Here is a 20,914-nt window from a genome sequence, read left to right as displayed (position 1 = left end):
GTCCTCAAGCCGCGGCAGACCGTGCCGATAGCCATCAGATCAGGGGTGAGCTGACACGGCACCCCTGCGCTGCACAAAGAATGGTCGTCGGGAAACGAAGAAGCCTCCGAAAGGGCAGAGCATGAGTCTGTTGACCCAGCTGCGCATCAGCCAGCGCCTCGCATTGAGCTACGGTCTGTTGATCGTCCTGCTCGTCATCATCGGAAGCTACGGCGCCTACAGCGCCAACCGCCTCTCCAAAGACCTGGATCGCACCGCCAACCAGAGCCTGGTGAAGATCGCCGCGGCGAACTCGCTGGAGGGCAACGTCAATGTGGTGGCGCGTGCCGCGCGCGACCTGCTGCTGCTCGACGAGGCGCGCCAGATCAAGAAGCAGCAGGCCGCCATCGACGGCGCGCTGCAGGACAGCGAGAAGCAGCTCGGCAGCCTGCAGGGCAGCATCGAGGGGGCCAAGGAAAGCGATCTGCTGGCCCAGGTGAAGGAACGCCAGGGCAAGTTCTTCGCCGCGGTGGAGAAGTTCCGCAAGGTGCAGAAGGACGGCAGCCCCGACGAGGCACGCGAAAGCCTGATCACCGATGTGCGCCCGGCCCAGCAGGCCTACCAGGACGGCCTCAAGGGCTTGGTGGACCTGCAGTTCGAGAGCGCCCATGACCTGGCCGTCGCCGGTGGCGAGCTGGCGCGCAACTCGGTGCTGGTGACGCTGATCCTGGTGGTGGCCGCGGTGGTGATCGGCGGCGTGGGTGGCCTCGCCATTGCACGCTCCATCGTGGCGCCGGTAAACAAGGCGCGCTCGGCCGCCGAGGCGATCCGCGACGGCGACCTCACCCACGAGATCAGCACCGAGGGCAGTGACGAATTGAGCCAGATGCTCACCGCGATGCGCGACATGCAGCAGGCGCTCTCGGGCGTGGTCAGCAGCGTCAGCAGCGCGGCCAGCGACGTGGCGCACAGCTCCAGCGCGATCGCCGGTGGCAACAACGACCTGTCGGACCGCACCGCACGCTCGGCCTCCAGCCTGCAGACCACCGCCGCCTCGGTGGAAGAGATCGCGGCCAACCTCAGCGGCGCCAGCGAGCTCACGCGCAAGGCCGCCGGCATCGCCACCAAGGCGCGCCAGTCGGCCTCGGCCGGCGGCCAGGTGGTGGCCCAGGTGGTGCACACCATGCAGGAGATCAGCGCCAGCTCGCGCAAGATCGGCGACATCATCGGTGTGATCGACGGCATCGCATTCCAGACCAACATCCTGGCGCTGAATGCCGCGGTGGAGGCAGCGCGCGCCGGCGAGCATGGCCGCGGCTTCGCGGTGGTGGCCTCCGAGGTGCGGGCCCTGGCCTCGCGCTCGGCCGCTGCGGCCAAGGAGATCAAGGTGCTGATCCAGGAGTCCTCGGTCAAGGTCGAGAACGGCACGACCCTGGTCAACAACGCCGGCAACACCATCAACAGCGTGGTGGACGAGGTCAACAACATGGGTCAGCTGATCGAGGAGATCTCGCACTCGGCCCAGGAGCAGGCCAGCGGTGTGGGCGTGGTGAACCAGGCCATGAACGAGCTGGACCGCAGCACCCAGCAGAACGCCAGCCTGGTCAGCGAGCTGACACGCTCCACCGAAGAGCTGACCGGCAGCTCATCGCGCCTGCTGGAGGCCGTTGGCTTCTTCCGTACCCGTTAATCCCGCGACCTATCCCGCACCCCATTCCGCAAGCTGCAAGGAGAACTACACCATGTCGAAGATTTCGAGCGCGGCGCGCTTGGCCCTGGGTCTGCTGGGCGCCCTGCTGATCGCCACGGCCGCGCAGGCGGCGCCCAAGGTGATCAAGAAGGTGCCCCCCGAGTTCCCGGCCGAGGCCTCGCGCAAGGGCGTCAACAAGGGCACGGTGAAGGCCAAGCTCACCATCGAGGCCGACGGCAAGGTCAGCGAGGTGAGCATCGTCGAGGCGGAGCCCAAGAAGGTCTTCGACAAGGCCGTGATCAACGCGCTGATGGACTGGAAGTTCGAAGGCACCGGCGAGAAGCAGAGCCACGAGGTGAAGCTGGTCTTCAGCAACGAAGACTGATTGAGGCCCCTGCGCTTGCAAGCGCAGAGGCTGATGAGGCGTTCACTCCAGCGCCTTCAGCAGCGTAGCCCGGTCCCAGCCCACCACCCGGACACCCCGCACCAGAAAGGTCGGCGTGCCGGGCGCCTGCAGCGCGACATAGTCGCGCGCGCATGCGGCATCCTGTTCGATCAGGCACATGCGGTAGGGCACGCGTTCGGCCTCCAGCCAGCGCTGCGCACGCTGGCAGTAGACACAGCTGCTGCTGGCCAGCATCAGGATGTCGCCCGGCCGGGCCCGCTCGCGCAGCTGCTGCGCCTGCCCGGCCTCGTTCCAGCTGCGCGCGGCCTGGCTCAGGCCCAGCACCGCCAGCACCAGCACCACCAGACCGGTGGGGCCGCTCAATGCGGCCGAGATACGTTCGCCCATGGCGCCATGCTACGCCGGCAGGGCCTCCTGCGGCACGCGGTAGTCCTGCGGCCCGACCAGGTCGATGCCGCAGGCCAGGTTCTCGGCCCAGCGGATGAACGCCGGCACCGCCTCGCCCGCCAGCGGCGCGCCATGCTGCGGCACGATCATGCGGATATCGAGCTCGCGCACCATCGCCGCCCACAGGCGCAGCACCTTGTTGCTGACCATGTAGCGGCGGTGGAAGGCCTCCATGCGCGGCACATGCTCGGCCAGGCTGGTGACGATCTGCTCCGGGTTCAGATCCGGCCCCAGCGAGGCGCCCAGGTCACCCGAGAACAGGATCTTGCTGAGCGGGTCGTAGAACTGGAAATTGCCCTCGGAATGCAGGAAATGCGCGGGCAGGGCCAGCAGCTCGAAGGCCGCGTCGCCCTCGCCCAGGCGCAGGCGCGCGCCGGCGTCGGGAATGCCGATCACCCGGCCCAGCGTCTTGCCGGGCTTGCAGAAATGCGGCGCAAAGCGCTCCCAGATGCGCGAGATATAGACCGGCGCGCTGCTGGCCGTCATCCAGCGGTCCAGCGAGGCGATGATGTCGGGGTCGGCATGCGAGGCCAGGATGGCGGCCAGCTTGTGCGGCGGGAAATGCGCCGTCATGCCGAGGTAGAGCTCGTTGTAGGCGATGTTGCCGCCCGGGTCCAGGATGGCCCCGGTGCCGCGGTTCACCAGCAGGAACTGGTTGGATTGCACCGCCTCGCCGTCCTCCGTGCTGAGCTTGGAGAACATCAGGCAGACATGCTGATCGCGGCGGAAGAGTTCAACGGGCACAGGCACCCCCAGGGTTGGCGAGCGCCAACTCTAGGCGAGCGTGCCCCGGCGCGGCTTGAGTCGGATCAAGCCGCGCGAAGACAGGTTCAGACCGCGGCGGTGATGACGATCTCGACCTTCCACTCCGGCTTGGCCAGCTTGGCCTCGACGGTGGCGCGCGGCGGCGTGTGGCCGGCCACGACCCAGGCATCCCAGGCCTTGTTCATGCCGGCGAACTCGGCCACATCGGCGATATAGATCTGGGCACGCAGGATCTTGGTCTTGTCGCTGCCGGCGAGCTTGAGCAGGCGGTCGATCTGGGCCAGCACATCCGCGGTCTGGCCGGTGATGTCCAGGCTCGCGTCGGAGGCCACCTGGCCCGCCAGGTAGACCACGCCGTTGTGCACGGCCATCTCGGACATGCGCGCGCCGACTTCAAAACGTTCGATCATGACTTCTTGCCCTTCTTGGCAGCTTTGTGGGAATGCGATGGGCCGTGATGGTGAGAGTGGCCATGGGCCTGGTAACCCTCGCCATGCGGGTGCTTCTTGCTGGTGCCCTCGGCCGGCTTGGCGCCGGCCGCCTTCTGGCCCAGCTTGCTCTCGGTGCCCTTGAGCAGCTTCTTGATATTGGCCTCATGGCGCCACACCAGCAGCAGGCTCATCAGCGCGATGCTCAGCACCGCCGGGCTCGAGCCCCAGATCAGCATCTGGTAGAAGGGCGCGAACACCGCCGCCACGATGGAGGCCAGCGAGGAGTAGCGGAAGAAGTAGGCGATGATGAGCCAGGTCAGCAGGGTGGCGCCGCCCAGCCAGGGGTTGATTGCCAGCAGCACGCCGGCCGCGGTGGCCACGCCCTTGCCACCCACGAAGCGAAAGAACACCGGCCAGAGATGGCCCACGAAGGCCGCCAGGCCCACCAGCGCCACCGTCCCCTCGCCCAGGCCGTAACGCTCGCCCCACAGCGCCACCGCCAGCACCGGCAGATAGCCCTTCAAGGCATCGAACAGCAGGGTAAGGATGGCCGCGGCCTTGTTGCCCGAGCGCAGCACATTGGTGGCGCCGGGATTGCCCGAGCCATAGCTGCGCGGGTCCGACAGACCCATCAGGCGGCTGATGATGACGGCAAACGAGAGCGAGCCGATCAGATAGGCCAGCAGGGTGGCCAGCAGGGGGGGAAGCAGTTCTTGCATGGGGCGCTATTCTGCACTGCCCCGCGCCTCGCTCCGGATCGCGCACTCGACCGCCCGCGCCCCCAGCAGCGCTGGCAAGACCTTCGGGTCCAGCCCCACCAGATAGCCGCGCCGCCCGCCATTGATGCAGATCCTCGGCAAGGCCAGGATGCTGGCCTCGACGAACACCGGCATGGGCTTGCGCGTGCCGAAGGGCGAGGTGCCGCCCACCAGATAGCCGCTGTGGCGCTGTGCCACCTCGGGCTTGCAGGGCTCCACCTTCTTGCAGGGAATCTGGCGCGCCAGCTCCTTGAGGCTGACCTGGCAATCGCCATGCATCAGCACGATCAGGGCTTGGGCGCGCTCGTCCTGCATCACCAGGGTCTTCACCACCTCATGCTCGGGCACGCCCAGCTGGCGTGAGGACTCGGCGGTGCCGCCATGCTCCACGTAATCGTAGACATGCTCGGTGAAGGCGACCTGGCGCTCGCGCAGGAACTGCGTGGCGGGGGTTTCGCTGACATGGGCTTGCTTCTTGGCCATGACCGGATTGTCGCCGCCTACGCCTCTTCATTCACTGCGCCGGGTCGCGCAGCTCCCAGCGGATGCGGTTGATCTCGGCCACGAGCTCGGGCGCGAGGCTGGCGGCAAAGGCCTCGATGTTCTCGTCCAGCTGCTCGCGCGTGGTCACCCCGATGATGGTGCTGGCGGTCTGCCAGCGCGAGCCGCACCAGGCCAGCGCCAGCTGGGTGGGGGTCAGGTCATGCGCGCGCGCCAGGGCGTTGTAGCGCTTGGCCGCGGCGAGGGTCTCGGGGCGGGCCCAGCGCTGCTTCTTCATGCTCTCGAACAGGCTCAGGCGGCCGGGGCGGGCCGGGTCGTCCAGGCCCAGCGCGTCGTACTTGCCGGTGAGCACGCCAAAGCCCAGCGGCGAGTAGGCCAGCAGGCCGACCTGGTGGCGGTAGAGCGCCTCGTCCAGGCCGTTCTCGAGCACCCGGTTCACCAGCGAATAGGGGTTCTGCACCGAGACGATGCGGGCCAGTCCATGGCGCTCGGCCAGGTGCACGAATTCGCTCACGCCATAGGCGGTCTCGTTGGACAGGCCCACCTGGCGCACCTTGCCGGCGCGCACCAGGCGGTCGAGCGCCTCCAGCTGGGCCAGCATGGGCGTCACCACCGCCTGGTCCTTGGCGGGTTCGAAGTAGACGCCGCCGAACATCGGCACATGGCGGGCCGGCCAATGGATCTGGTAGAGATCGATGACGTCGGTCTGCAGGCGGCGCAGGCTGTCCTCGCAGGCCTGCACGATGTCGGCTGCGCTCAGATCGGGCGAGCCCTGGCGTATCCAGTCATAACCGCGCGAAGGGCCGGCCACCTTGGTGGCCAGCACCAGCCGGCTGCGCAGGCCCGGGCGAGCCGCCAGCCAGCGGCCGATGATGGCCTCGGTCTGCGCAAAGGTGGCGGCACGCGCCGGCACCGGATACATCTCGGCGGTGTCGATGAAATTGATGCCGCGCGCCACCGCATGGTCCAGCAGCGCCTGGCTGCCCGCCTCGTCCACCTGCTCCCCGAAGGTCATGGTGCCCAGGCAGATCTTGCTGACCCGCAGATCCGAACGGCCCAGCGTGGTGAATTCCATGTCCATCAACAACTCCTTGCAGCAGCAAAAAACGCGTGGCCGGCAGTGTGCCGCAGAAGCCGCCGCTGCGCTTGCGGCGCCCACCCATGCCGAAAGTTTTCTGCTTCACAAAAATATATTATTGTTTTACAGTAATTTCATTCCGTTCACGCTCTCTTCCCGATGCCCATCGCGACCTCGTCATTTGCCGGCCTGCCGCGCATCCGCCGCCTGGCCTTCTGGCTGCGCCTGATGTGCGTGCTGGGCGCGGCCGCGGTGTTGCTGACGCCGCTGCTGCTATGGACCAGCGACGTCTGGCTGCTGCAGGTGGCAAGGCATCAATGGGAGGCCGGCCAGCAGCCGCTGAACCTGAACCCGCTCACGCGCGGCCTCGGCCTGGCCATTGCCGCCCTGCCCGGCACGGCCGCGCTGCTGGCGCTGTGGCAGCTGTGGTCGCTGTTCGGCTGCTATGCGCGCGGCCGGATCTTCAGCGCCGAACCGGTGCAGCGGCTGCGCCGCATGGGCCTGGCCCTGGTGGTGCTGGCGCCCGCGCTGCCGCTCTCGCACACGCTGTCGGTGTTGGCGCTGACCTGGCAGAACCCACCGGGCCAGCGCGTGCTGGTGGTGGCGCTGGCCTTCCACCATTACCTGGCCCTGATGTTCGGTCTGGTGCTGCTGGCCATGGCCACGGTGATGGCCGAGGCCACGCGCGTGGCCGAGGAGAACGCGGAGTTCGTCTGATGAGCATCGTCGTGACCCTGGACCTGATGCTGGCCAAACGCAAGATGCGCTCCAAGGAGCTGGCCGAGCGCGTGGGCATCACCGAGGCCAATCTGTCCCTGCTGAAGAGCGGCAAGGTGCGCGGCGTGCGCTTCGACACGCTGGCGCGCATCTGCGAGGTGCTGCAATGCCAGCCAGCCGACCTGCTGGCCTACCAGGCGGGCGCCGACGCGCCGGCGGAACAACAAGAACATTGAGGGAGTGAGCAGATGAACAAGCGCATGAGCGCCGCCTGCGCGCTGGGCCTGGCCGCGGCCATGGCGGGCGCCCAGGATCTGGCGCGGGGGCCGGTGACGCAGCTGGAGCAGGTGGAGGTCAAGATCACCCGCGCCAGCCAGCTGATGGATTACGAGCCCATCAACCGCGTGCTGCACGAACTGCACCGGCATGGCGAAGGGCTGTTCCGCATCGACATGCGGCTGCTTGCGCGCGACACCCAGCAGCCCCTGCCCGCGGCCCGGCTGGCGATCGTGAGCGACGAGCAATACCTGCCCTTCCGCCCGGCCGACGACGGCAGCCTGCTGCTGCCCGTGCTGCCGCTGGAGCAGGCCAAGGGCAGCTCGCTGAGCTCCAACCTGCCCAAGGGCAGCGCGCTGCTGCGCGGCACGCTGGCACTGACGGTGCCCGCCGCCGAGCTGGACATGGCCATGGTGCGCCGCATCGTCGCGGTGGCGCGGCGCTTGCGCAGCGAGCTGCTGCCCTGGTATTTGCGCTGGGCGTTTCCGCAGATCGCCGGTGTGCGCGTCTGCAGCAGCAGCCCGCAATGGGAGCTGGAATGGCGCGAACAAGGCCAGCTGCTGGGCCTGCCGCTGGCCGCCGACCCTAGCGACCAGGACCCCGACGCCAAGCCCGGCCAGCCGTCGCGCAGCTGCACCACGCTGAGCGGCGAAGAGCGCTGGCCCGATGCGGCGCGCCTGCTGGCGCCCGCCGGCAGCAAGCTGAGCGTGCGCCTGCTGGGCAAGCTGTTCGGCGGCTGAGATGCCAAGCCTCGCTTCGCCCAGGCGCCCGCACTGGGTCTGGATGCTGGTGCTCATGCTGCATGCGGCGGGCCTGATATTGCTCGCCCAGAGGCAAGGCACGCATGGTGCGCCGCCGATGCGCGAGCGCCTGGTGGTCCGGCTGCTGCAGCCGGAGCCGAAGTTGCCGACGGCGACGCCCGTGCCTGCTCATGCCATGCCTCGGGCCGAGCGTCCCACGGCAGCCCCCCCGTTCAAGACGGTTTTGGAGCCAGCTCCCGCAACGCCGACCCGCGCCGCTGTGCCCGAGGAGCCGGCTGCCACGCCGCGCGGCAGCGTTGCGCCGCTGCAGCTGGCCCTGCCGGCCGGCCCGGGCGCGTCGCAAGCCTGGCGCAATCCCGCCCTGGCCGACGAGCGCAGCAACAGCCCCCGCGCGAGCGTGGAGCAGCGCATCGCGCGCGCCATTGGCGGCGAGGCCGACCAGCCCGACGAGATCCACGGCCCGACGCGGCGCCGCATCCGCTATCGCGGCGGCTGCTACGACGTGCAGCAGTCGCGCGACGCCCAGCTCGACCCCTTCAACGCCAGCGTCAAGCAGGCGCCGGCGCAGCTCAAGCCCTGCAGCTGGTGATTAGCAGGCCAGCGCCGCATCCCGGGCGCGCTGCTCCTCCTGCAGGCGCAGCACGCGGCGCTGCACCTTGCCGGTGGTGGTCATGGGCAATGCCTCGATGAACTCGATGTCCTTGGGATATTCATAGGGCGCGAGGCGCCCGCGCACATGGGCTTGCAAGGCCGCCACCAGCTCGGGGCTGCCCTGATGGCCGGGCGCCAGCACCACATAGGCCTTCACCAGCGCGCCGCGCTCGGCATCGGGCTTGGGCACCACCGCCGCGTTCGCGACCGCCGCGTGCTTGACCAGGCAGTTCTCGATCTCGCTGGGGCCGATGCGGTAGCCGGCGGCCTTGAAGACATCGTCGCTGCGGCCCTGGTACCAGAGATAGCCCTGCTCATCCATGATGGCGGTGTCGCCGGTGCGGCACCAGCTGTTGCTCGGCTCGCCGGTGAATTTGGCCGCGGTGGCCTCGGGCTTGTTCCAGTAGCCCAGGAAGAACACCGGGTCCGGATCGCCATACACATCGCGCCGGTGCACCGCCACGTCGCCGGGCTCGCCGGGGGGGCAGATCTTGCCCTCGTCGTCGACCACCGCCACGCGGTGCCCCGGGTAGGCGCGCCCCATGCTGCCGGGCCGCGCCGGCCACAGCAGGCTGCAGTTGCCCACCACGTAGTTGATCTCGGTCTGGCCGAACATCTCGTTGACGGTGATGCCCAGCTGCTGCTCGCACCAGCCGAACACCGCATCGCCCACCGCCTCGCCGGCACTCATGATGGCCTGCAGCTTCAGGGCATAACGCTGACGCGGCGCGGGCACGGCCTTCATCATCGCCTTCAGCGCGGTAGGGAAGAGAAAGCTGTGCGTCACGCCATGCTGCTGCATCAGCTCGAAGGCGCGCTCGGGTGCAAAGCGGCCCTGGTGGGCCACGATGGGGCGGCCGAAGTAGAGCGTGGGCAGCAGCGCGTCCATCAGACCACCGGTCCAGGCCCAGTCGGCCGGGCTCCAGAACACCGCCTCGGTGCCGCGCTCCGGCGCGGCCGGATCGAAGCCGAACCAGTTCTGGCTGGCCACGAAGCCGCTCAGATTGCCGATCAGCGCGCGCTGCGGAATCAGGGCACCCTTGGGCGGGCCGGTGGTGCCGCTGGTGTAGATCAGCACCGCGGCATCGTCGGCCTTGCGGCGCGCCGACACGAAACGGGCATCCTCGGCCTGCAGGGCCGCCATCCATTCCAGCTCGTCGGCCTGCGCACCCTCGCCCACCACCAGCAGCTGGCGCAGCGCCGGGCAGCGCGCGCGCACCTGGCGCATCGACGCCAGCGCCGCGCCCTCCACGATGGCGACCACCGCCGCACTGTCCTGCAGGCGGAATTCCAGGGCCTCGGGGCCGAACAGCATGGACAGCGGCATGGCCACCGCGCCCAGCTGATTCACCGCGATTTGCGCCACCGCGGTCTCGAAACGCTGCGGCAGCACGATGGCCACGCGGTCACCGGCCTGCACGCCCAGGCGCTGCAAGGCGTTGGCGAGGCGGTTGGCGGCGCGCTGCAGCTGGCCGTAGCTGTACTGCGCGCGGCAGCCGCTGTCGCTTTCGAACAGGATGGCCGGAGCATTGGGCGTCTCGCGCGCCCAGCGGCCGCAGCAAGCCTCGGCGAGGCTGAAGTCCTCCGGCACCTGCCAGCGGAAGGCCTGATGCAGGGCCGCATACCCATCGAATCGGGCATCACACGGCAACTCGGAACGCTTGGTCATGCACCCTCCATCCTCAGTCGCGGCAACGGAGGGCACATGCTAGCGACACTCGCCCTGCCACAAGTCATGGATTCCCCGAGTGTCCGCGGCCCCTACACTGAGCGCCCGTCCATCCCCAGAATCCATATGTCGCTGCAGATCTACCACAACCCGCGCTGCTCCAAGTCCCGCGAGGCGCTGGCCCTGCTGACCGAGCGCGGCCTGCGGCCCGAGGTGATCGAGTATCTGCAGACCCCGCCCGGCGTGGCCGATTTGCAGGCCCTGCAGCAGCGTCTGGGCGTGAGCGCGCGTGCGCTGCTGCGCAGTGGCGAGGACGAATATGTCCAGCTGGGCCTGGCCGACACCGAGCTCGGCGACGATGCGCTGCTGCAAGCCATTGCCAGCCATCCCAGGCTGCTGCAGCGCCCCATCGTGGTGAACGGCCGGCGCGCCGTGATCGCCCGGCCGCCCGAGCTGGCGCTCACCGTTCTCTAACGGTAGGCCTGCAGCGCCGCGCCGCTGAGCCGGCAGATGCGCCAGTCGGGCAGCAGGCTGGCGCCCATCTTCTCGTAGAAGCGGATCGCGCTCTCGTTCCAGTCCAGCACGCTCCACTCGAAGCGGCCATAGTCGCGCTCCACCGCGAGCTGCGCCAGCCGGCTCAGCATGCGCTTGCCCAGGCCGCTGCCGCGGTGCGCGGGGCGCACATACAAATCCTCCAGATACAGGCCCGGCTTGCCCAGGAAGGTGGAGAAGTTGGTGAAGAAGAGCGCGTAGCCCACCACCTCGCCAGCCAGTTCGCCGACCAGACCCTCCACCACCGGGCGCTCGCCAAACATATGGCGCTGCAAGTCCTGCGGGCGCAGTTCCAGCAGGTGGCTGAGTTGCTCGAACTCGGCGAGTTCGGCGATCAGGCCCACGATGGCGGCAATGTCGCGGGGCTCGGCGGGGCGCAATTGATAGTCAGGGGTGCTCATGGCCGCAATTCTGCCTGCCGGGTCTTGTCCCGCGGCCGACAGCGTGCCGCGCTTGTGCGCGCTACATTGCCGCCATGCAAGCCACGCCCTACCTCGCCCGCCGGCCCCATCAAAGCCAGTTCCTCACGTTGCGGGGGCTCAGGCACCATGTGCTGAGCTGGGGCCAGCCGCAGCCCGGCCGGCCCAGCCTGGTGATGCTGCATGGCTGGATGGACGTGGGAGCCTCCTTCCAGTTCGTGGTGGACGCGCTGCAGCAGGATCGCCATGTGGTGGCGATGGACTGGCGCGGCTTCGGCCTCACCGACTCGAGCGGCGCCGACAGCTACTGGTTCCCCGACTACCTGGGCGATCTGGACGCCCTGCTGGACGCCGTCAGCCCCGAGGCGCCGGTGGATCTGCTGGGCCACAGCATGGGCGGCAATGTGGTGATGAGCTACGCCGGCGTGCGGCCGGCACGCATCCGCCGCCTCGTCAACCTGGAGGGCTTCGGCCTGCCCGAGACCATCCCCGCCCAGGCGCCGGGCCGCCTGACGCAATGGCTGGACGAGCTGAAGCAGCAGCCCCAGCTCAAGACCTACGCCAGCCTGCAGGCGGTGGCCGAGCGCCTGATGAAGACCAACCCGCGCCTCTCGCCCGCCAAGGCCGCCTGGCTGGCGCCGCATTGGTCGCGCGAGATCGACGGCGCCTGGCACATCCTGGGCGATGCCGCCCACAAGCGCAGCAATCCGGTGCTCTACCGCAAGGCCGAGATCCTCGCCACCTGGGCGCGCATCCAGGCGCCCACGCTGTGGGTCGAGGGGGACAGCACCGACATGACGAAATGGTGGGGCGATCGCTACCCGCGCGCCGATTTCGAGGCTCGCCTGGCGGTGGTGCCCAGCGTGCGCAGCGTCACACTCAAGGACGCCGGCCATATGCTGCATCACGACCAGCCGGAGGAGCTGGCCGAGGCGTTGGCGGCCTTTCTGGGCTGACCGGTCAGCCCCGGCGCGGGGCCGCCCGGGCGCGGGCAGGCGCCCGGGCCTTCTTGGGCCGTCGGGCAAGCCGCAGGGCTCGCCCTCGGTGCGCACTCAGTCCAGTTCGCGCTGGGCCGCGTCCAGCCGCCGCATCGCCCAGGCGTAGTAGACGACGATGGCCAGATAGACCAGCAACGCGCCCTGCGAGGCCACCCAGAAGCTGAAGGGCCAGCCGAAGAAGGTGAAGCTCAGATCGCGCGCAAAGTAGATCAGGCCGAAGCTCACCCCAGCCCAGATCAGCAGCAGCCACAGCGTCAGGCGTCGCGTCCTGAGCCAGTAACTCTGCCGCTGCGCCTCGGCAAGACTGGGCCGGCTGGGGTCGGATTCAAGGTTCATGGGCACCGATTCCGTGGCTGAATGAGCAGGGCTCCCAGTGTGCCCCATGCCGGCTCATGTAAAAATGCGCGGTTGCTCGCACCCGAGCCTAGAACTGGAAACACCATGGATATCGAACGCATCAATGCCATCGGGTCCACCCTCGCCGATCTGACAGCGCGTACCGACGCGCTAAGGGGGTATCTTTGACTACGACCGCAAAGCACTGCGACTGAACGAGGTCAACGCCGCGCTGGAGAACCCCAACGTCTGGAACGAGCCCAAGCGGGCCCAGGAGCTGGGCAAGGAAAAGCGCACGCTGGAAAACGTGGTCGAGACCATCAACCACCTCACCAGCAACCTCTCGGACAACAGCGAGCTGTACGAGATGTCCAAGGCCGACGACGACTTCGCCGGCCTGGAAGCGATCGAGGCCGACGCGGCCAAACTGCGGGAGATCGTCGAGCAGTTCGAGTTCCGGCGCATGTTCAACAACCCGGCCGATCCGAGCAACTGCTTCATCGACATCCAGGCCGGCGCCGGTGGCACCGAGGCCTGCGACTGGGCTGGCATGCTGCTGCGTCAGTACCTGAAGTACTGCGAACGCAAGGGCTTCAAGGCGACGCTGGAAGACGAGACCCCTGGCGACGTGGCCGGCATCAAGAGCGCCACCATCAAGGTGGAGGGCGAATATGCCTTCGGCCTGCTGCGCACCGAGACCGGCGTGCACCGCCTGGTGCGCAAGAGCCCGTTCGACTCTTCGGGCGGCCGCCACACCAGCTTTGCCTCGCTGTTCGTCTACCCCGAGATCGATGACTCGATCGAGATCGACATCAACCCGGCCGATGTGCGCACCGACACCTTCCGCGCCTCGGGCGCCGGCGGTCAGCACATCAACAAGACCGACTCGGCGGTGCGCCTGACCCACATCCCGACCGGCATCGTGGTGCAATGCCAGGACGGCCGCAGCCAGCATAGCAACCGCGACGTGGCCTGGAAGCGCCTGCGCTCGCGCCTGTACGACCACGAGATGCGCAAGCGCCAGGAAGAGCAGCAAAAGCTCGAGGACACCAAGACCGATGTGGGCTGGGGTCATCAGATCCGCAGCTATGTGCTGGACCAGAGCCGTATCAAGGACCTGCGCACCAACTACGAGACCTCGGCCACCCAGAAGGTGCTGGACGGCGATCTCGACCCCTTCATTTCCGAGAGCCTGAAGCAAGGCGTTTAAACCCACCCTGCCCCGGCTGCGATCCAGCCGGGGCTTCGCTTTATTCCAAGGATGCCTACCATGCGTGAAGGCTCTGCCACTCTGATCCGCCGCGAAGACTACCTGGCCCCGGCCTTCTGGATTCGCACCGTAGACCTGACCTTCGACCTGGAGCCGGCCAAGACCCTGGTGACCAGCAAGATGCAGATCGAGCGCAACAGCGCCGTGCCGCATGGCCCGCTGCGCCTGCATGGCGAAGAGCTCAACCTGCTGCGCGTGCTGATCAATGGCGAGAGCGTGTCCTTCCGCCAGGAAGGGCATGAGCTGATCATCGAGGGCGCCCCCGATGCCGACTTCACGCTGGAGATCCGCAACAGCTGCGCGCCCGAGAAGAACACCTCCTTGAGCGGTCTCTACACCTCGGGCGGCAGCTTCTTCACGCAATGCGAGGCCGAGGGCTTCCGCCGCATCACCTACTTCCTGGACCGCCCGGACGTGATGGCGGTCTATTCGGTGCATCTGCGCGCCGACAAGGCCAAGTACCCGGTGCTGCTGTCGAACGGCAATCTGCTGGAAGCGGGCGAGCTCGACAATGGCCGCCACTTTGCCAAGTGGCACGACCCCTTCCCCAAGCCCAGCTATCTGTTCGCCCTGGTGGCGGGCGACCTGGTGGCACGCGAGCAGCGCATCCGCACCCGCGCCGGCAAGGACCATCTGCTGCAGGTGTTCGTGCGCCGCGGCGATCTGGAGAAGACCGAGCACGCGATGAACTCGCTGATCGCCTCCATCGTCTGGGACGAGGCGCGCTTCAAGCTGCCGCTGGATCTGGAACGCTTCATGGTCGTCGGCGTGTCCGACTTCAATATGGGCGCGATGGAGAACAAGGGCCTCAACATCTTCAACACCAGCGCCCTGCTGGCCTCGCCCGCCACCGCCACCGATGCCGACTTCCATCGCATCGAGAGCATCGTCGCGCATGAGTACTTCCACAACTGGACCGGCAACCGCGTCACCTGCCGCGACTGGTTCCAGCTCTCGCTGAAGGAAGGCCTGACGGTCTTCCGCGACCAGGAATTCAGCATGGACATGGCCGCCACGCCGAGCGCGCGCGCGGTCTGCCGCATCCAGGACGTGCGCCAGCTGCGCGCCATGCAGTTCCCCGAGGACTCGGGCGCGATGGCGCATCCGGTGCGCCCCGACTCCTATGTGGAGATCAACAACTTCTACACCGCCACGGTCTACGACAAGGGCTCCGAGGTGGTGCGCATGTACCAGACCCTGGTCGGCCGCGCCGGCTTCGAGGCCGGCATGAAGCTCTACTTCGAGCGCCACGACGGCCAGGCCGTGACCTGCGACGACTTCGCCCAGGCCATTGCCGACGCCAACCCCGGCTCCGCCCTGACGACGCGCCTGGACGCCTTCAAGCGCTGGTACTCGCAGGCCGGCACGCCGCATCTGCAGGCGCGCGGCAGCTACGACGCCGAGGCCCGGACCTACACGCTCACGCTCAAGCAATCCACCCCCGCCACGCCGGGCCAGGCCGACAAGCTGCCCCAGGTGATCCCGGTGGCGCTGGGTCTGCTGACCCACGAGGGTCAGGCCTTGCCGCTGCAGCTGCAGGGCGAGGCGGCCGCCACCGGCACGGAGCGCGTGCTGGTGCTGGACCAGGCCGAGCAGAGCTTTGTGTTCGTGGACGTGGCGAGCGCCCCCGTGCCCTCGCTGCTGCGCGGCTTCTCGGCCCCGGTGGTGCTGGACGACGGCCTCAGCGATGCCGAGTTGCTGACCCTGCTCAAGCACGACAGCGACGCCTTCAACCGTTGGGAAGCCAGCCAGCGCCTGGCGCTGAACCGCATCCTCGCGGCGGTGCGCAGCGGCACGCCGCTGGTGCTGGACGCGGCCTATATCGAGGCGATGCGCGCCGTGCTGCGCCACGCTGAGCTGGACGCCGCCTTCAAGGAGCTGGCCCTGACCCTGCCCGGCGAGGCCTATATCGCCGAGCAGCTGGACGTGGTCGACCCGCAGGCCATCCACGCCGCGGTGGAAGCGGCGCGCCTGCAACTGGCGCAGGCCCTGGCGACCGACTGGGCCGAGGCCTATGAGGCCCACCAGGTGAAGGCCGGCTATGCGCCCGATCCGGTGCAATCGGGCCGACGCGCGCTGGCCAATCTGGCGCTGGCGATGCTGGTGCTGAACGCCACGCAGAGCGGCGACAGCGTGTGGCCCGGCCGCGCCTACCAGCGCTTCAAGGACGCTGGCAATATGACCGACCGCCTGGGCGCCCTGTCGGCCCTGGTGGCCGCCCATGCCGAGCTGGCCGAGCCGGCGCTGGCACGCTTCCACGCCCTCTTCAAGGGCGACGAGCTGGTGATCGACAAGTGGTTCGCGCTGCAGGGCCGCACGCCCGAGCTGGACGGCAAGAGCTTCGCGCGCGTCAAGCAGCTGATGCAGCATCCGGACTTCACGCTCAAGAACCCGAACCGCGCGCGCAGCCTGATCTTCTCGCTGTGCATGTTCAACCCCGCCGCCTTCCATCGCAAGGACGCGGCCGGCTATGTGTTCTGGGCCGAGCAGGTGCTGGCGCTGGACGCCATCAATCCGCAGATCGCCAGCCGCCTGGCGCGCGTGATGGACCGCTGGACCGTGCTGGCTGAGCCCTACCGCAGCGCCGCCCGCGAGGCGATCGCCCGCGTCGCCGCCAAGGCCGATCTGTCCAACGATGTGCGCGAGATCGTCGAGCGCGCACTCGCCTCCGAGGCCAAGGGAGAGCAAGCATGACGCGCCGCATCAGCCTGACCCAGTACCTGATCGAGCAGCAGCGCCAGCACGGCCATATCCCGCAGGAGCTGCGCCTCTTGATCGAGGTGGTGGCACGCGCCTGCAAGCGCATCGCCATCAGCGTCAACAAGGGCGAGCTGGGCGATGTGCTGGGCACGGCCGGCAGCGAGAACGTGCAGGGCGAGGTGCAGAAGAAGCTCGACATCATCGCCAACGAGGTGCTGATCGAGGCCAACGAATGGGGCGGCCACCTGGCGGCGATGGCCTCGGAGGAGATGGAAGGCATCTACCTGGTGCCGAATCGCTTCCCGCAGGGCGAGTACCTGCTGATGTTCGACCCGCTGGACGGCTCGTCCAACATCGACGTGAACGTCTCCATCGGCACCATCTTCTCGGTGCTCAAGAAGGTGGAAGGCAGCAAGGGCGTCAGCGAAGACGACTTCCTGCAGCCCGGCTCGGCCCAGGCCGCGGCCGGCTACTGCGTCTACGGCCCGCAGACCACCCTGGTGCTGACGGTGGGCGACGGCGTCGCGATGTTCACGCTGGACCGCGAGCAGGGCTCCTTCGTGCTCACGCATGAGGACGTGAAGATCCCCGAGGACACCAAGGAATTCGCCATCAATATGTCGAACATGCGCCACTGGGATGCCCCGGTGAAGCGCTATATCGATGAATGCCTGGCCGGCGAAGAGGGCCCGCGCGGCAAGAACTTCAATATGCGCTGGATCGCCTCCATGGTGGCCGATGTGCACCGCATCCTCACGCGCGGCGGCGTCTTCATGTACCCCTGGGACAAGCGCGAGCCCAACAAGGCCGGCAAGCTGCGCCTGATGTACGAGGCCAATCCGATGGCCTTCCTGGTCGAACAGGCGGGCGGCGCGGCCACCAATGCGCGCGAGCGCATCATGGACCTGCAACCCGGCAAGCTGCACGAGCGCGTGGCCGTGGTGCTGGGCTCCAAGAACGAAGTTGAGCGCATCACGTCTTACCATCTTGATAGCGCCCAATAAACTCTGCTAGAATAGTAGGCTTGACGCCGGTGTAGCTCAGTCGGTAGAGCAGCTCATTCGTAATGAGAAGGTCGGGTGTTCGATTCATCTCTCCGGCACCAAAAAATGAAGATGGCCCTTCCGCAAGGAAGGGCCATTTCTCATTGTGGACGCGGATCAGTGCAGCTGGCCAAGCAGCACCGTCATGCCGGCGAACAGGGTCCACTTGGGCGTATTGCGGTTGAGGCCACCCGCCAGCCCGCCGTCCAGCACCAGGCGCGGGCTCAGTGCATAGCTCGCCGCGGCCAGCAGCTGGGCCGTGTCCGCTGTGCCGCGCTGATGCGTGCCCGAGAGGTCGGCGGCCAGCGTCCAGGCCGGGCCGACGCTATGCGACAAGGCCATCGCCCAGGCTGACTGCAAGCGCCCCTGCCCCGCATCGACCGCACCCAGCTGGGTAGCGAGCAAGTTGCCGTCCAGATGCCAGCCCTCGGCGATGTCCAGGCCGTAGATGCCCTTCAGGCCGTAGTCGCGCTCACCACTGCCCAGGCCGGTGCCCGCGGTGGGGAATTTGACGCTGGCCTCGACGCCGTAGCTCGTGCCCTCGGGTGCGGCGCTGCCGCGCCATTTGAGCGTCAGCGCGGTATCGCCCATGCCGCTCAGCGTGGGCGCGCCCGCGGGCCGGCTGCTGACACGGGCGTCGCCGCCCAGCAAGAGCGCCCACTGCTCGTTGAACGAGTACTTGAGCAGATAGGGCAGGCTGCTGCGCCGATCGGCGCCATGCCCGCCCAGGCGCTGGCCACCCAGTTCCAGCTCCAGCCAGCCGGGCAGGGAAATCGCCGCGCCGCTGGTGACGGTGGGGCGAAAGGGCGTGGCGGCGGGCTCGCTCTGCTGCGCATGCGCGCATGTGCAGGCCAGCCAGGCGAGCGGCAGAGAAAGAAGTTTGGCGGCCTGGTGCATGGCCCGCATTAAACCTCGGCGCATCGGCGCCATCAACGAGAATTCCGGCCTCGACAACATCACCAGGCTCTCGATGGATATCCTGTTCTCGCCGCGCGGCCGAGCTTGCTGGCGCGCCCTGCTCGCCTTGCTGCTGCTGGTGATCAGCTGGCTGGCCTTCAGCCCCAAGCCGCCCGAAGGCATCGATACCGGTTGGGACAAGGCCAACCACCTGCTGGCCTTTGCCACCCTGGCGGTGGTGAGCGCACTGAGCCTGACGGGCGCAAGGCGCGAGCGGAAGGTGGGCAAGGTGGTGCTGGGCCTGCTGGCCTACGGCATCTTCATCGAGCTGGTGCAGACCCAGGTACCCGGCCGCAGCGCCGAGGCGGCCGATGTGCTGGCCGATATGGCGGGCGTGGCCCTGGGCCTGCTGCTGCTGGCCGGGCTGGAGCGCCTGCTGCTCCTCAAACGCTGACCAGGCGCTGCGCCATGGCCATCGCTGCGGCCTGGGCGCGGTTGCTGGCGCGCAGCTTGCGCAGCAGCTTCTGCACATGGTTCTTCACCGTCAGCGCGCTCAGGTCCAGGCGCTGCGCGATCGCCTGGTTGCTCAGGCCCAGGCACAGCAGGGCAAGGATTTGCTGCTCGCGTGCGGTGAGGCCCGACGCCGCGTCGCCCGGCTCCGCCAGGCGCTGGCCGGCGGCCTGCACCTGACGCCAGGCCGCATGCAGATGGGGCATCAACCAGGCGGCGAGCTGGCCATGCGCCTGGGTATAGGCCGCGCCGCTGCGGGCCCAGAGAAACCAGGCCTCGGCGCGCTGGGCACGCCCGGGCGCGGCGGCCCCATGCAGCAGCAGCTGCGCATAGCCCGCCTGGCCCAGCGCCCCGGCCAGCTCATCCGGCAGCTCGGCCACCGCCATGCTCAGCGGCGCCTGCCGCCATTGCCGCTGCAGTGCCAGCCAGGCGGGCTGGCGCAGGTCCTGCAGGCGCGCACCCAAGGGCGCCGGCAGCGGCAGGCTGTTGAACACATCGGCCCGCCACTGCCCCTGCTGTTCCAGCGCGCACACCAGCAGCTGATGCGGCAGCAGGCCCTGCATCTGGGTCTGGGCCCAGACAAAGAAGGCGGCGCGCTGGCGCAGCCCTAGGCTGGCCGCCGCCACCGCCACCATGCGCTCGGGCAGGGCCGGGTCGGGCTCGGTCCAGTCATGGGCAGGATTTCCCGGCATAGGCGCTGCTCGGCATGGTCGCGTTGCGCGCCAGCCTAGCCCCCGGCCGTGACAGCCCGGTGACTTCAGAGCAAGCTGAGCGCCGCCAGCGTGACGGCCGGGAAGAACAGCAGCAGCACGATGCGCAGCAGGTCTGAGGCCAGGAAGGGCATCACGCCCTTGTAGGTCTCGTTCATCGGCACGTCGCGTGCCATGCCGTTCACCACATAGACGTTCAGGCCCACCGGCGGCGCCAGCATGCCTATGCCCACCGTCATCAGCACCAGCACGCCGAACCAGATCGCCTTGTGCTCGGGGCTGAGGCCCCAGAGGTCCAGGCCCATCACGGTCGGGAAGATCACCGGAATCGTCAGCAGCAGCATCGAGAGCTCGTCCATCACGCAGCCCAGCACGATGTAGAAGGCCAGGATGGATGCGACGATGACGAGCGGATGCACCTGCAGATGCCCGACCCATTCGGCCAGGCGCGCCGGCATCTGGGTCAGCGCCAGCGAGGAGTTCATCATGTCGGCGCCGAGAAAGATCATGAACACCATGGCGGTGGTCTCGGCCGTGCCCAGGAAGCTGCGCCGCAGGCCCTCGTTGTTCAGCTCGCCGCTGAAGCGCCCGGTCACGAAGGTGGCGATCGCGCCCACCGCCGCACCCTCGGTGGGCGAGAACAGGCCGCCGTAAATGCCACCGAACACGATCACGAAGATCAGCACCATGGGCCACACGCCCAGCAGCGCGCGCCAGCGCTGGCCCCAGGGCAGGCGCACCGAGGGCTGGGCCAGCTCGGGCCGCAGCCGGCAGTAGAGCGCGATCACGATCAGATAGCCGGCGGTGGCGATCAGCCCCGGCACAAAGGCCGCGGCGAACAGCTTGGCAATGTTCTGCTCGGTCAGGATGGCGTAGACCACCAGGGGCACCGAGGGCGGGATCAGGATGCCCAGCGTGCCGCCGGTGGCCAGCACCGCGGTGGAAAGGCGGCCGTGGTAGCCGCCGCGCTTCATTTCCTCGTAGGCCACCTGGGTGATGGTGGCGCAGGTGGCAACGGACGAGCCGCACACCGCGCCGAAGGCCGCCGAGGCCATGATGGCCGCCATCGCCAGGCCGCCGCGCTTGTGCCCCACGAAGGCCGCCGCCGCCTTGAAGAGCGCGCGGCTCAAGCCCCCCTGGGTGGCGAACTGGCCCATCAGCAGGAACAGCGGAATCACCGAGAGGTCGTAGACCGACAGCCGCGCCACCGCACTGCCCTTGAGCAGGTTCAGCAGCGCCATGTCGCTGGTCATCCAGGCATAGCCGAGGGCGCCGGGAATGAACATCGCCGCGGCGATGGGCACGCGCAGCGCCATCAGAAGCAGCATGGCGGCGAAGATCGCGAGGCCG

Annotated in this window: 24 protein-coding genes and 1 tRNA gene; 13 read left to right on the top strand and 12 right to left on the bottom strand. The window is 68.3% G+C overall.

Annotation, left to right across the window (positions count from 1 at the left end; translation table 11 throughout):
- The first annotated feature begins 121 nt into the window (after positions 1 to 121).
- Together AC3WQY_RS18380 and AC3WQY_RS18375 are read left to right on the top strand one after the other, a co-directional pair.
- Positions 122 to 1,669, top strand: coding sequence for a methyl-accepting chemotaxis protein (locus AC3WQY_RS18380; RefSeq protein ID WP_285231272.1), 1,548 nt, complete (start codon positions 122 to 124; stop codon positions 1,667 to 1,669).
- A 52-nt stretch (positions 1,670 to 1,721) separates the two neighbouring features.
- Positions 1,722 to 2,054, top strand: coding sequence for an energy transducer TonB (locus AC3WQY_RS18375; RefSeq protein WP_492709937.1), 333 nt, complete (start codon positions 1,722 to 1,724; stop codon positions 2,052 to 2,054).
- 42 nt (positions 2,055 to 2,096) lie between these two features.
- On the opposite strand, the gene AC3WQY_RS18370 is transcribed toward AC3WQY_RS18375, so the two are convergent.
- The 6 genes from AC3WQY_RS18370 to AC3WQY_RS18345 form a co-directional block, all read right to left on the bottom strand.
- On the bottom strand, positions 2,097 to 2,462 hold the full coding sequence (locus AC3WQY_RS18370) for a glutaredoxin family protein (protein ID WP_492709935.1): 366 nt from the start codon (positions 2,460 to 2,462) through the stop codon (positions 2,097 to 2,099).
- A gap of 9 nt (positions 2,463 to 2,471) precedes the next feature.
- Entirely contained in the window at positions 2,472 to 3,266 is a 795-nt protein-coding gene (locus AC3WQY_RS18365; RefSeq protein WP_492709933.1) for an oxygen-binding di-iron domain-containing protein, read from the bottom strand.
- Positions 3,267 to 3,352: 86 nt separating this feature from the next.
- Positions 3,353 to 3,697: a RidA family protein gene (locus AC3WQY_RS18360; protein ID WP_492709932.1), complete on the bottom strand. Its 345-nt coding sequence runs from the start codon at positions 3,695 to 3,697 to the stop codon at positions 3,353 to 3,355.
- On the bottom strand, positions 3,694 to 4,437 hold the full coding sequence (gene plsY / locus AC3WQY_RS18355; protein ID WP_285231268.1) for a glycerol-3-phosphate 1-O-acyltransferase PlsY: 744 nt from the start codon (positions 4,435 to 4,437) through the stop codon (positions 3,694 to 3,696). The genes AC3WQY_RS18360 and plsY overlap by 4 nt, the downstream gene beginning before the upstream one ends.
- 6 nt (positions 4,438 to 4,443) lie before the next feature.
- The gene (locus AC3WQY_RS18350) at positions 4,444 to 4,959 is read right to left on the bottom strand and encodes an aminoacyl-tRNA deacylase (protein WP_492709931.1); all 516 of its coding nucleotides are present in this window, start codon (positions 4,957 to 4,959) and stop codon (positions 4,444 to 4,446) included.
- A gap of 31 nt (positions 4,960 to 4,990) precedes the next feature.
- Positions 4,991 to 6,052: an aldo/keto reductase gene (locus AC3WQY_RS18345; protein ID WP_492709994.1), complete on the bottom strand. Its 1,062-nt coding sequence runs from the start codon at positions 6,050 to 6,052 to the stop codon at positions 4,991 to 4,993.
- Between the two features lie 162 nt (positions 6,053 to 6,214).
- Here AC3WQY_RS18345 and AC3WQY_RS18340 point away from each other — a divergent pair, with 162 nt between their 5' ends.
- The 4 genes from AC3WQY_RS18340 to AC3WQY_RS18325 all read left to right on the top strand — a co-directional run bounded on the left by AC3WQY_RS18340 (position 6,215) and on the right by AC3WQY_RS18325 (position 8,398).
- Positions 6,215 to 6,772 carry a DUF2975 domain-containing protein gene (locus tag AC3WQY_RS18340; RefSeq protein ID WP_285231266.1) on the top strand — a complete coding sequence of 186 codons (558 nt, stop codon included), beginning with the start codon at positions 6,215 to 6,217 and terminating at the stop codon, positions 6,770 to 6,772.
- The gene (locus tag AC3WQY_RS18335; RefSeq protein ID WP_492709930.1) at positions 6,772 to 7,008 is read left to right on the top strand and encodes a helix-turn-helix domain-containing protein; all 237 of its coding nucleotides are present in this window, start codon (positions 6,772 to 6,774) and stop codon (positions 7,006 to 7,008) included. Before AC3WQY_RS18340 ends, AC3WQY_RS18335 begins: the two co-directional genes overlap by 1 nt.
- Before the next feature lie 12 nt (positions 7,009 to 7,020).
- Entirely contained in the window at positions 7,021 to 7,788 is a 768-nt protein-coding gene (locus tag AC3WQY_RS18330) for a hypothetical protein (RefSeq protein WP_492709929.1), read from the top strand.
- Between the two features lie 280 nt (positions 7,789 to 8,068).
- Positions 8,069 to 8,398: a hypothetical protein gene (locus AC3WQY_RS18325; protein WP_492709928.1), complete on the top strand. Its 330-nt coding sequence runs from the start codon at positions 8,069 to 8,071 to the stop codon at positions 8,396 to 8,398.
- Here AC3WQY_RS18325 and AC3WQY_RS18320 read toward each other — a convergent pair whose 3' ends face one another.
- Positions 8,399 to 10,129 (bottom strand): acetate--CoA ligase, encoded by a 1,731-nt coding sequence (locus AC3WQY_RS18320; protein ID WP_492709927.1) that lies wholly within the window; start codon positions 10,127 to 10,129, stop codon positions 8,399 to 8,401.
- A 132-nt stretch (positions 10,130 to 10,261) separates the two neighbouring features.
- On the opposite strand from AC3WQY_RS18320, the gene arsC reads away from it, so the two are divergent.
- Positions 10,262 to 10,603 carry an arsenate reductase (glutaredoxin) gene (arsC, locus tag AC3WQY_RS18315; protein ID WP_492709992.1) on the top strand — a complete coding sequence of 114 codons (342 nt, stop codon included), beginning with the start codon at positions 10,262 to 10,264 and terminating at the stop codon, positions 10,601 to 10,603.
- Here arsC and AC3WQY_RS18310 read toward each other — a convergent pair.
- The gene (locus AC3WQY_RS18310) at positions 10,600 to 11,082 is read right to left on the bottom strand and encodes a GNAT family N-acetyltransferase (protein WP_285231261.1); all 483 of its coding nucleotides are present in this window, start codon (positions 11,080 to 11,082) and stop codon (positions 10,600 to 10,602) included. The genes arsC and AC3WQY_RS18310 overlap by 4 nt on opposite strands.
- Before the next feature lie 74 nt (positions 11,083 to 11,156).
- Here AC3WQY_RS18310 and AC3WQY_RS18305 point away from each other — a divergent pair, with 74 nt between their 5' ends.
- Positions 11,157 to 12,056, top strand: coding sequence for an alpha/beta fold hydrolase (locus AC3WQY_RS18305; RefSeq protein WP_492709926.1), 900 nt, complete (start codon positions 11,157 to 11,159; stop codon positions 12,054 to 12,056).
- Positions 12,057 to 12,152: 96 nt separating this feature from the next.
- Here AC3WQY_RS18305 and AC3WQY_RS18300 read toward each other — a convergent pair whose 3' ends face one another.
- Complete coding sequence (locus AC3WQY_RS18300; RefSeq protein WP_285231259.1) at positions 12,153 to 12,434, bottom strand: DUF4212 domain-containing protein; 282 nt, start codon at positions 12,432 to 12,434, stop codon at positions 12,153 to 12,155.
- 105 nt (positions 12,435 to 12,539) lie between these two features.
- Between AC3WQY_RS18300 and prfB the strand changes: the two genes are divergently transcribed.
- The 4 genes from prfB (at position 12,540) to AC3WQY_RS18280 (ending at position 17,509) form a co-directional block, all read left to right on the top strand.
- Positions 12,540 to 13,644, top strand: a protein-coding gene (prfB, locus tag AC3WQY_RS18295; RefSeq protein ID WP_285231258.1) for a peptide chain release factor 2 whose coding sequence is annotated in 2 segments (ribosomal slippage) — positions 12,540 to 12,620 and positions 12,622 to 13,644 — 1,104 coding nt in all. Because the reading frame shifts where the segments join, the coding sequence is not laid out codon by codon here.
- Between the two features lie 60 nt (positions 13,645 to 13,704).
- Positions 13,705 to 16,398 carry an aminopeptidase N gene (gene pepN, locus AC3WQY_RS18290; RefSeq protein ID WP_492709925.1) on the top strand — a complete coding sequence of 898 codons (2,694 nt, stop codon included), beginning with the start codon at positions 13,705 to 13,707 and terminating at the stop codon, positions 16,396 to 16,398.
- A complete protein-coding gene (locus AC3WQY_RS18285; protein WP_492709924.1) occupies positions 16,395 to 17,408 on the top strand; it encodes a class 1 fructose-bisphosphatase in 1,014 nt (337 codons plus the stop codon). The genes pepN and AC3WQY_RS18285 overlap by 4 nt, the downstream gene beginning before the upstream one ends.
- Before the next feature lie 25 nt (positions 17,409 to 17,433).
- Positions 17,434 to 17,509 (top strand) — tRNA-Thr (locus AC3WQY_RS18280).
- Positions 17,510 to 17,564: 55 nt separating this feature from the next.
- On the opposite strand, the gene AC3WQY_RS18275 is transcribed toward AC3WQY_RS18280, so the two are convergent.
- Complete coding sequence (locus tag AC3WQY_RS18275; RefSeq protein ID WP_492709923.1) at positions 17,565 to 18,344, bottom strand: transporter; 780 nt, start codon at positions 18,342 to 18,344, stop codon at positions 17,565 to 17,567.
- Between AC3WQY_RS18275 and AC3WQY_RS18270 the strand changes: the two genes are divergently transcribed.
- Complete coding sequence (locus AC3WQY_RS18270) at positions 18,343 to 18,798, top strand: VanZ family protein (RefSeq protein ID WP_492709922.1); 456 nt, start codon at positions 18,343 to 18,345, stop codon at positions 18,796 to 18,798. The two genes, AC3WQY_RS18275 and AC3WQY_RS18270, sit on opposite strands and share 2 nt — an antisense overlap.
- Here AC3WQY_RS18270 and AC3WQY_RS18265 read toward each other — a convergent pair.
- Positions 18,788 to 19,546, bottom strand: coding sequence for a LuxR C-terminal-related transcriptional regulator (locus AC3WQY_RS18265; protein ID WP_492709921.1), 759 nt, complete (start codon positions 19,544 to 19,546; stop codon positions 18,788 to 18,790). The two genes, AC3WQY_RS18270 and AC3WQY_RS18265, sit on opposite strands and share 11 nt — an antisense overlap.
- Before the next feature lie 65 nt (positions 19,547 to 19,611).
- Positions 19,612 to 20,914, bottom strand: a 1,303-nt coding sequence (locus AC3WQY_RS18260) for a TRAP transporter large permease (protein WP_492709920.1), incomplete at its 5' end; no start/stop codon positions are given.

This window comes from Roseateles sp. FW301-B2 (genome assembly GCF_058788955.1).
Note: the sequence above shows the minus strand (reverse complement) of the source record. Positions and strands in the feature narration are given on the sequence as shown.

Coding starts and splice junctions, on each gene's coding strand:
- AC3WQY_RS18350 (WP_492709931.1), bottom strand. CDS start 4,959: ATGGCCAAGAAGCAAGCCCATGTCAGCGAAACCCCCGCCACGCAGTTC.
- AC3WQY_RS18375 (WP_492709937.1), top strand. CDS start 1,722: ATGTCGAAGATTTCGAGCGCGGCGCGCTTGGCCCTGGGTCTGCTGGGC.
- AC3WQY_RS18275 (WP_492709923.1), bottom strand. CDS start 18,344: ATGCACCAGGCCGCCAAACTTCTTTCTCTGCCGCTCGCCTGGCTGGCC.
- AC3WQY_RS18305 (WP_492709926.1), top strand. CDS start 11,157: ATGCAAGCCACGCCCTACCTCGCCCGCCGGCCCCATCAAAGCCAGTTC.
- AC3WQY_RS18270 (WP_492709922.1), top strand. CDS start 18,343: ATGGCCCGCATTAAACCTCGGCGCATCGGCGCCATCAACGAGAATTCC.
- AC3WQY_RS18320 (WP_492709927.1), bottom strand. CDS start 10,129: ATGACCAAGCGTTCCGAGTTGCCGTGTGATGCCCGATTCGATGGGTAT.
- AC3WQY_RS18360 (WP_492709932.1), bottom strand. CDS start 3,697: ATGATCGAACGTTTTGAAGTCGGCGCGCGCATGTCCGAGATGGCCGTG.
- AC3WQY_RS18300 (WP_285231259.1), bottom strand. CDS start 12,434: ATGAACCTTGAATCCGACCCCAGCCGGCCCAGTCTTGCCGAGGCGCAG.
- pepN (WP_492709925.1), top strand. CDS start 13,705: ATGCGTGAAGGCTCTGCCACTCTGATCCGCCGCGAAGACTACCTGGCC.
- AC3WQY_RS18380 (WP_285231272.1), top strand. CDS start 122: ATGAGTCTGTTGACCCAGCTGCGCATCAGCCAGCGCCTCGCATTGAGC.
- AC3WQY_RS18310 (WP_285231261.1), bottom strand. CDS start 11,082: ATGAGCACCCCTGACTATCAATTGCGCCCCGCCGAGCCCCGCGACATT.
- AC3WQY_RS18370 (WP_492709935.1), bottom strand. CDS start 2,462: ATGGGCGAACGTATCTCGGCCGCATTGAGCGGCCCCACCGGTCTGGTG.
- AC3WQY_RS18285 (WP_492709924.1), top strand. CDS start 16,395: ATGACGCGCCGCATCAGCCTGACCCAGTACCTGATCGAGCAGCAGCGC.
- AC3WQY_RS18335 (WP_492709930.1), top strand. CDS start 6,772: ATGAGCATCGTCGTGACCCTGGACCTGATGCTGGCCAAACGCAAGATG.
- plsY (WP_285231268.1), bottom strand. CDS start 4,437: ATGCAAGAACTGCTTCCCCCCCTGCTGGCCACCCTGCTGGCCTATCTG.
- AC3WQY_RS18265 (WP_492709921.1), bottom strand. CDS start 19,546: ATGCCGGGAAATCCTGCCCATGACTGGACCGAGCCCGACCCGGCCCTG.
- AC3WQY_RS18345 (WP_492709994.1), bottom strand. CDS start 6,052: ATGGAATTCACCACGCTGGGCCGTTCGGATCTGCGGGTCAGCAAGATC.
- AC3WQY_RS18340 (WP_285231266.1), top strand. CDS start 6,215: ATGCCCATCGCGACCTCGTCATTTGCCGGCCTGCCGCGCATCCGCCGC.
- AC3WQY_RS18330 (WP_492709929.1), top strand. CDS start 7,021: ATGAACAAGCGCATGAGCGCCGCCTGCGCGCTGGGCCTGGCCGCGGCC.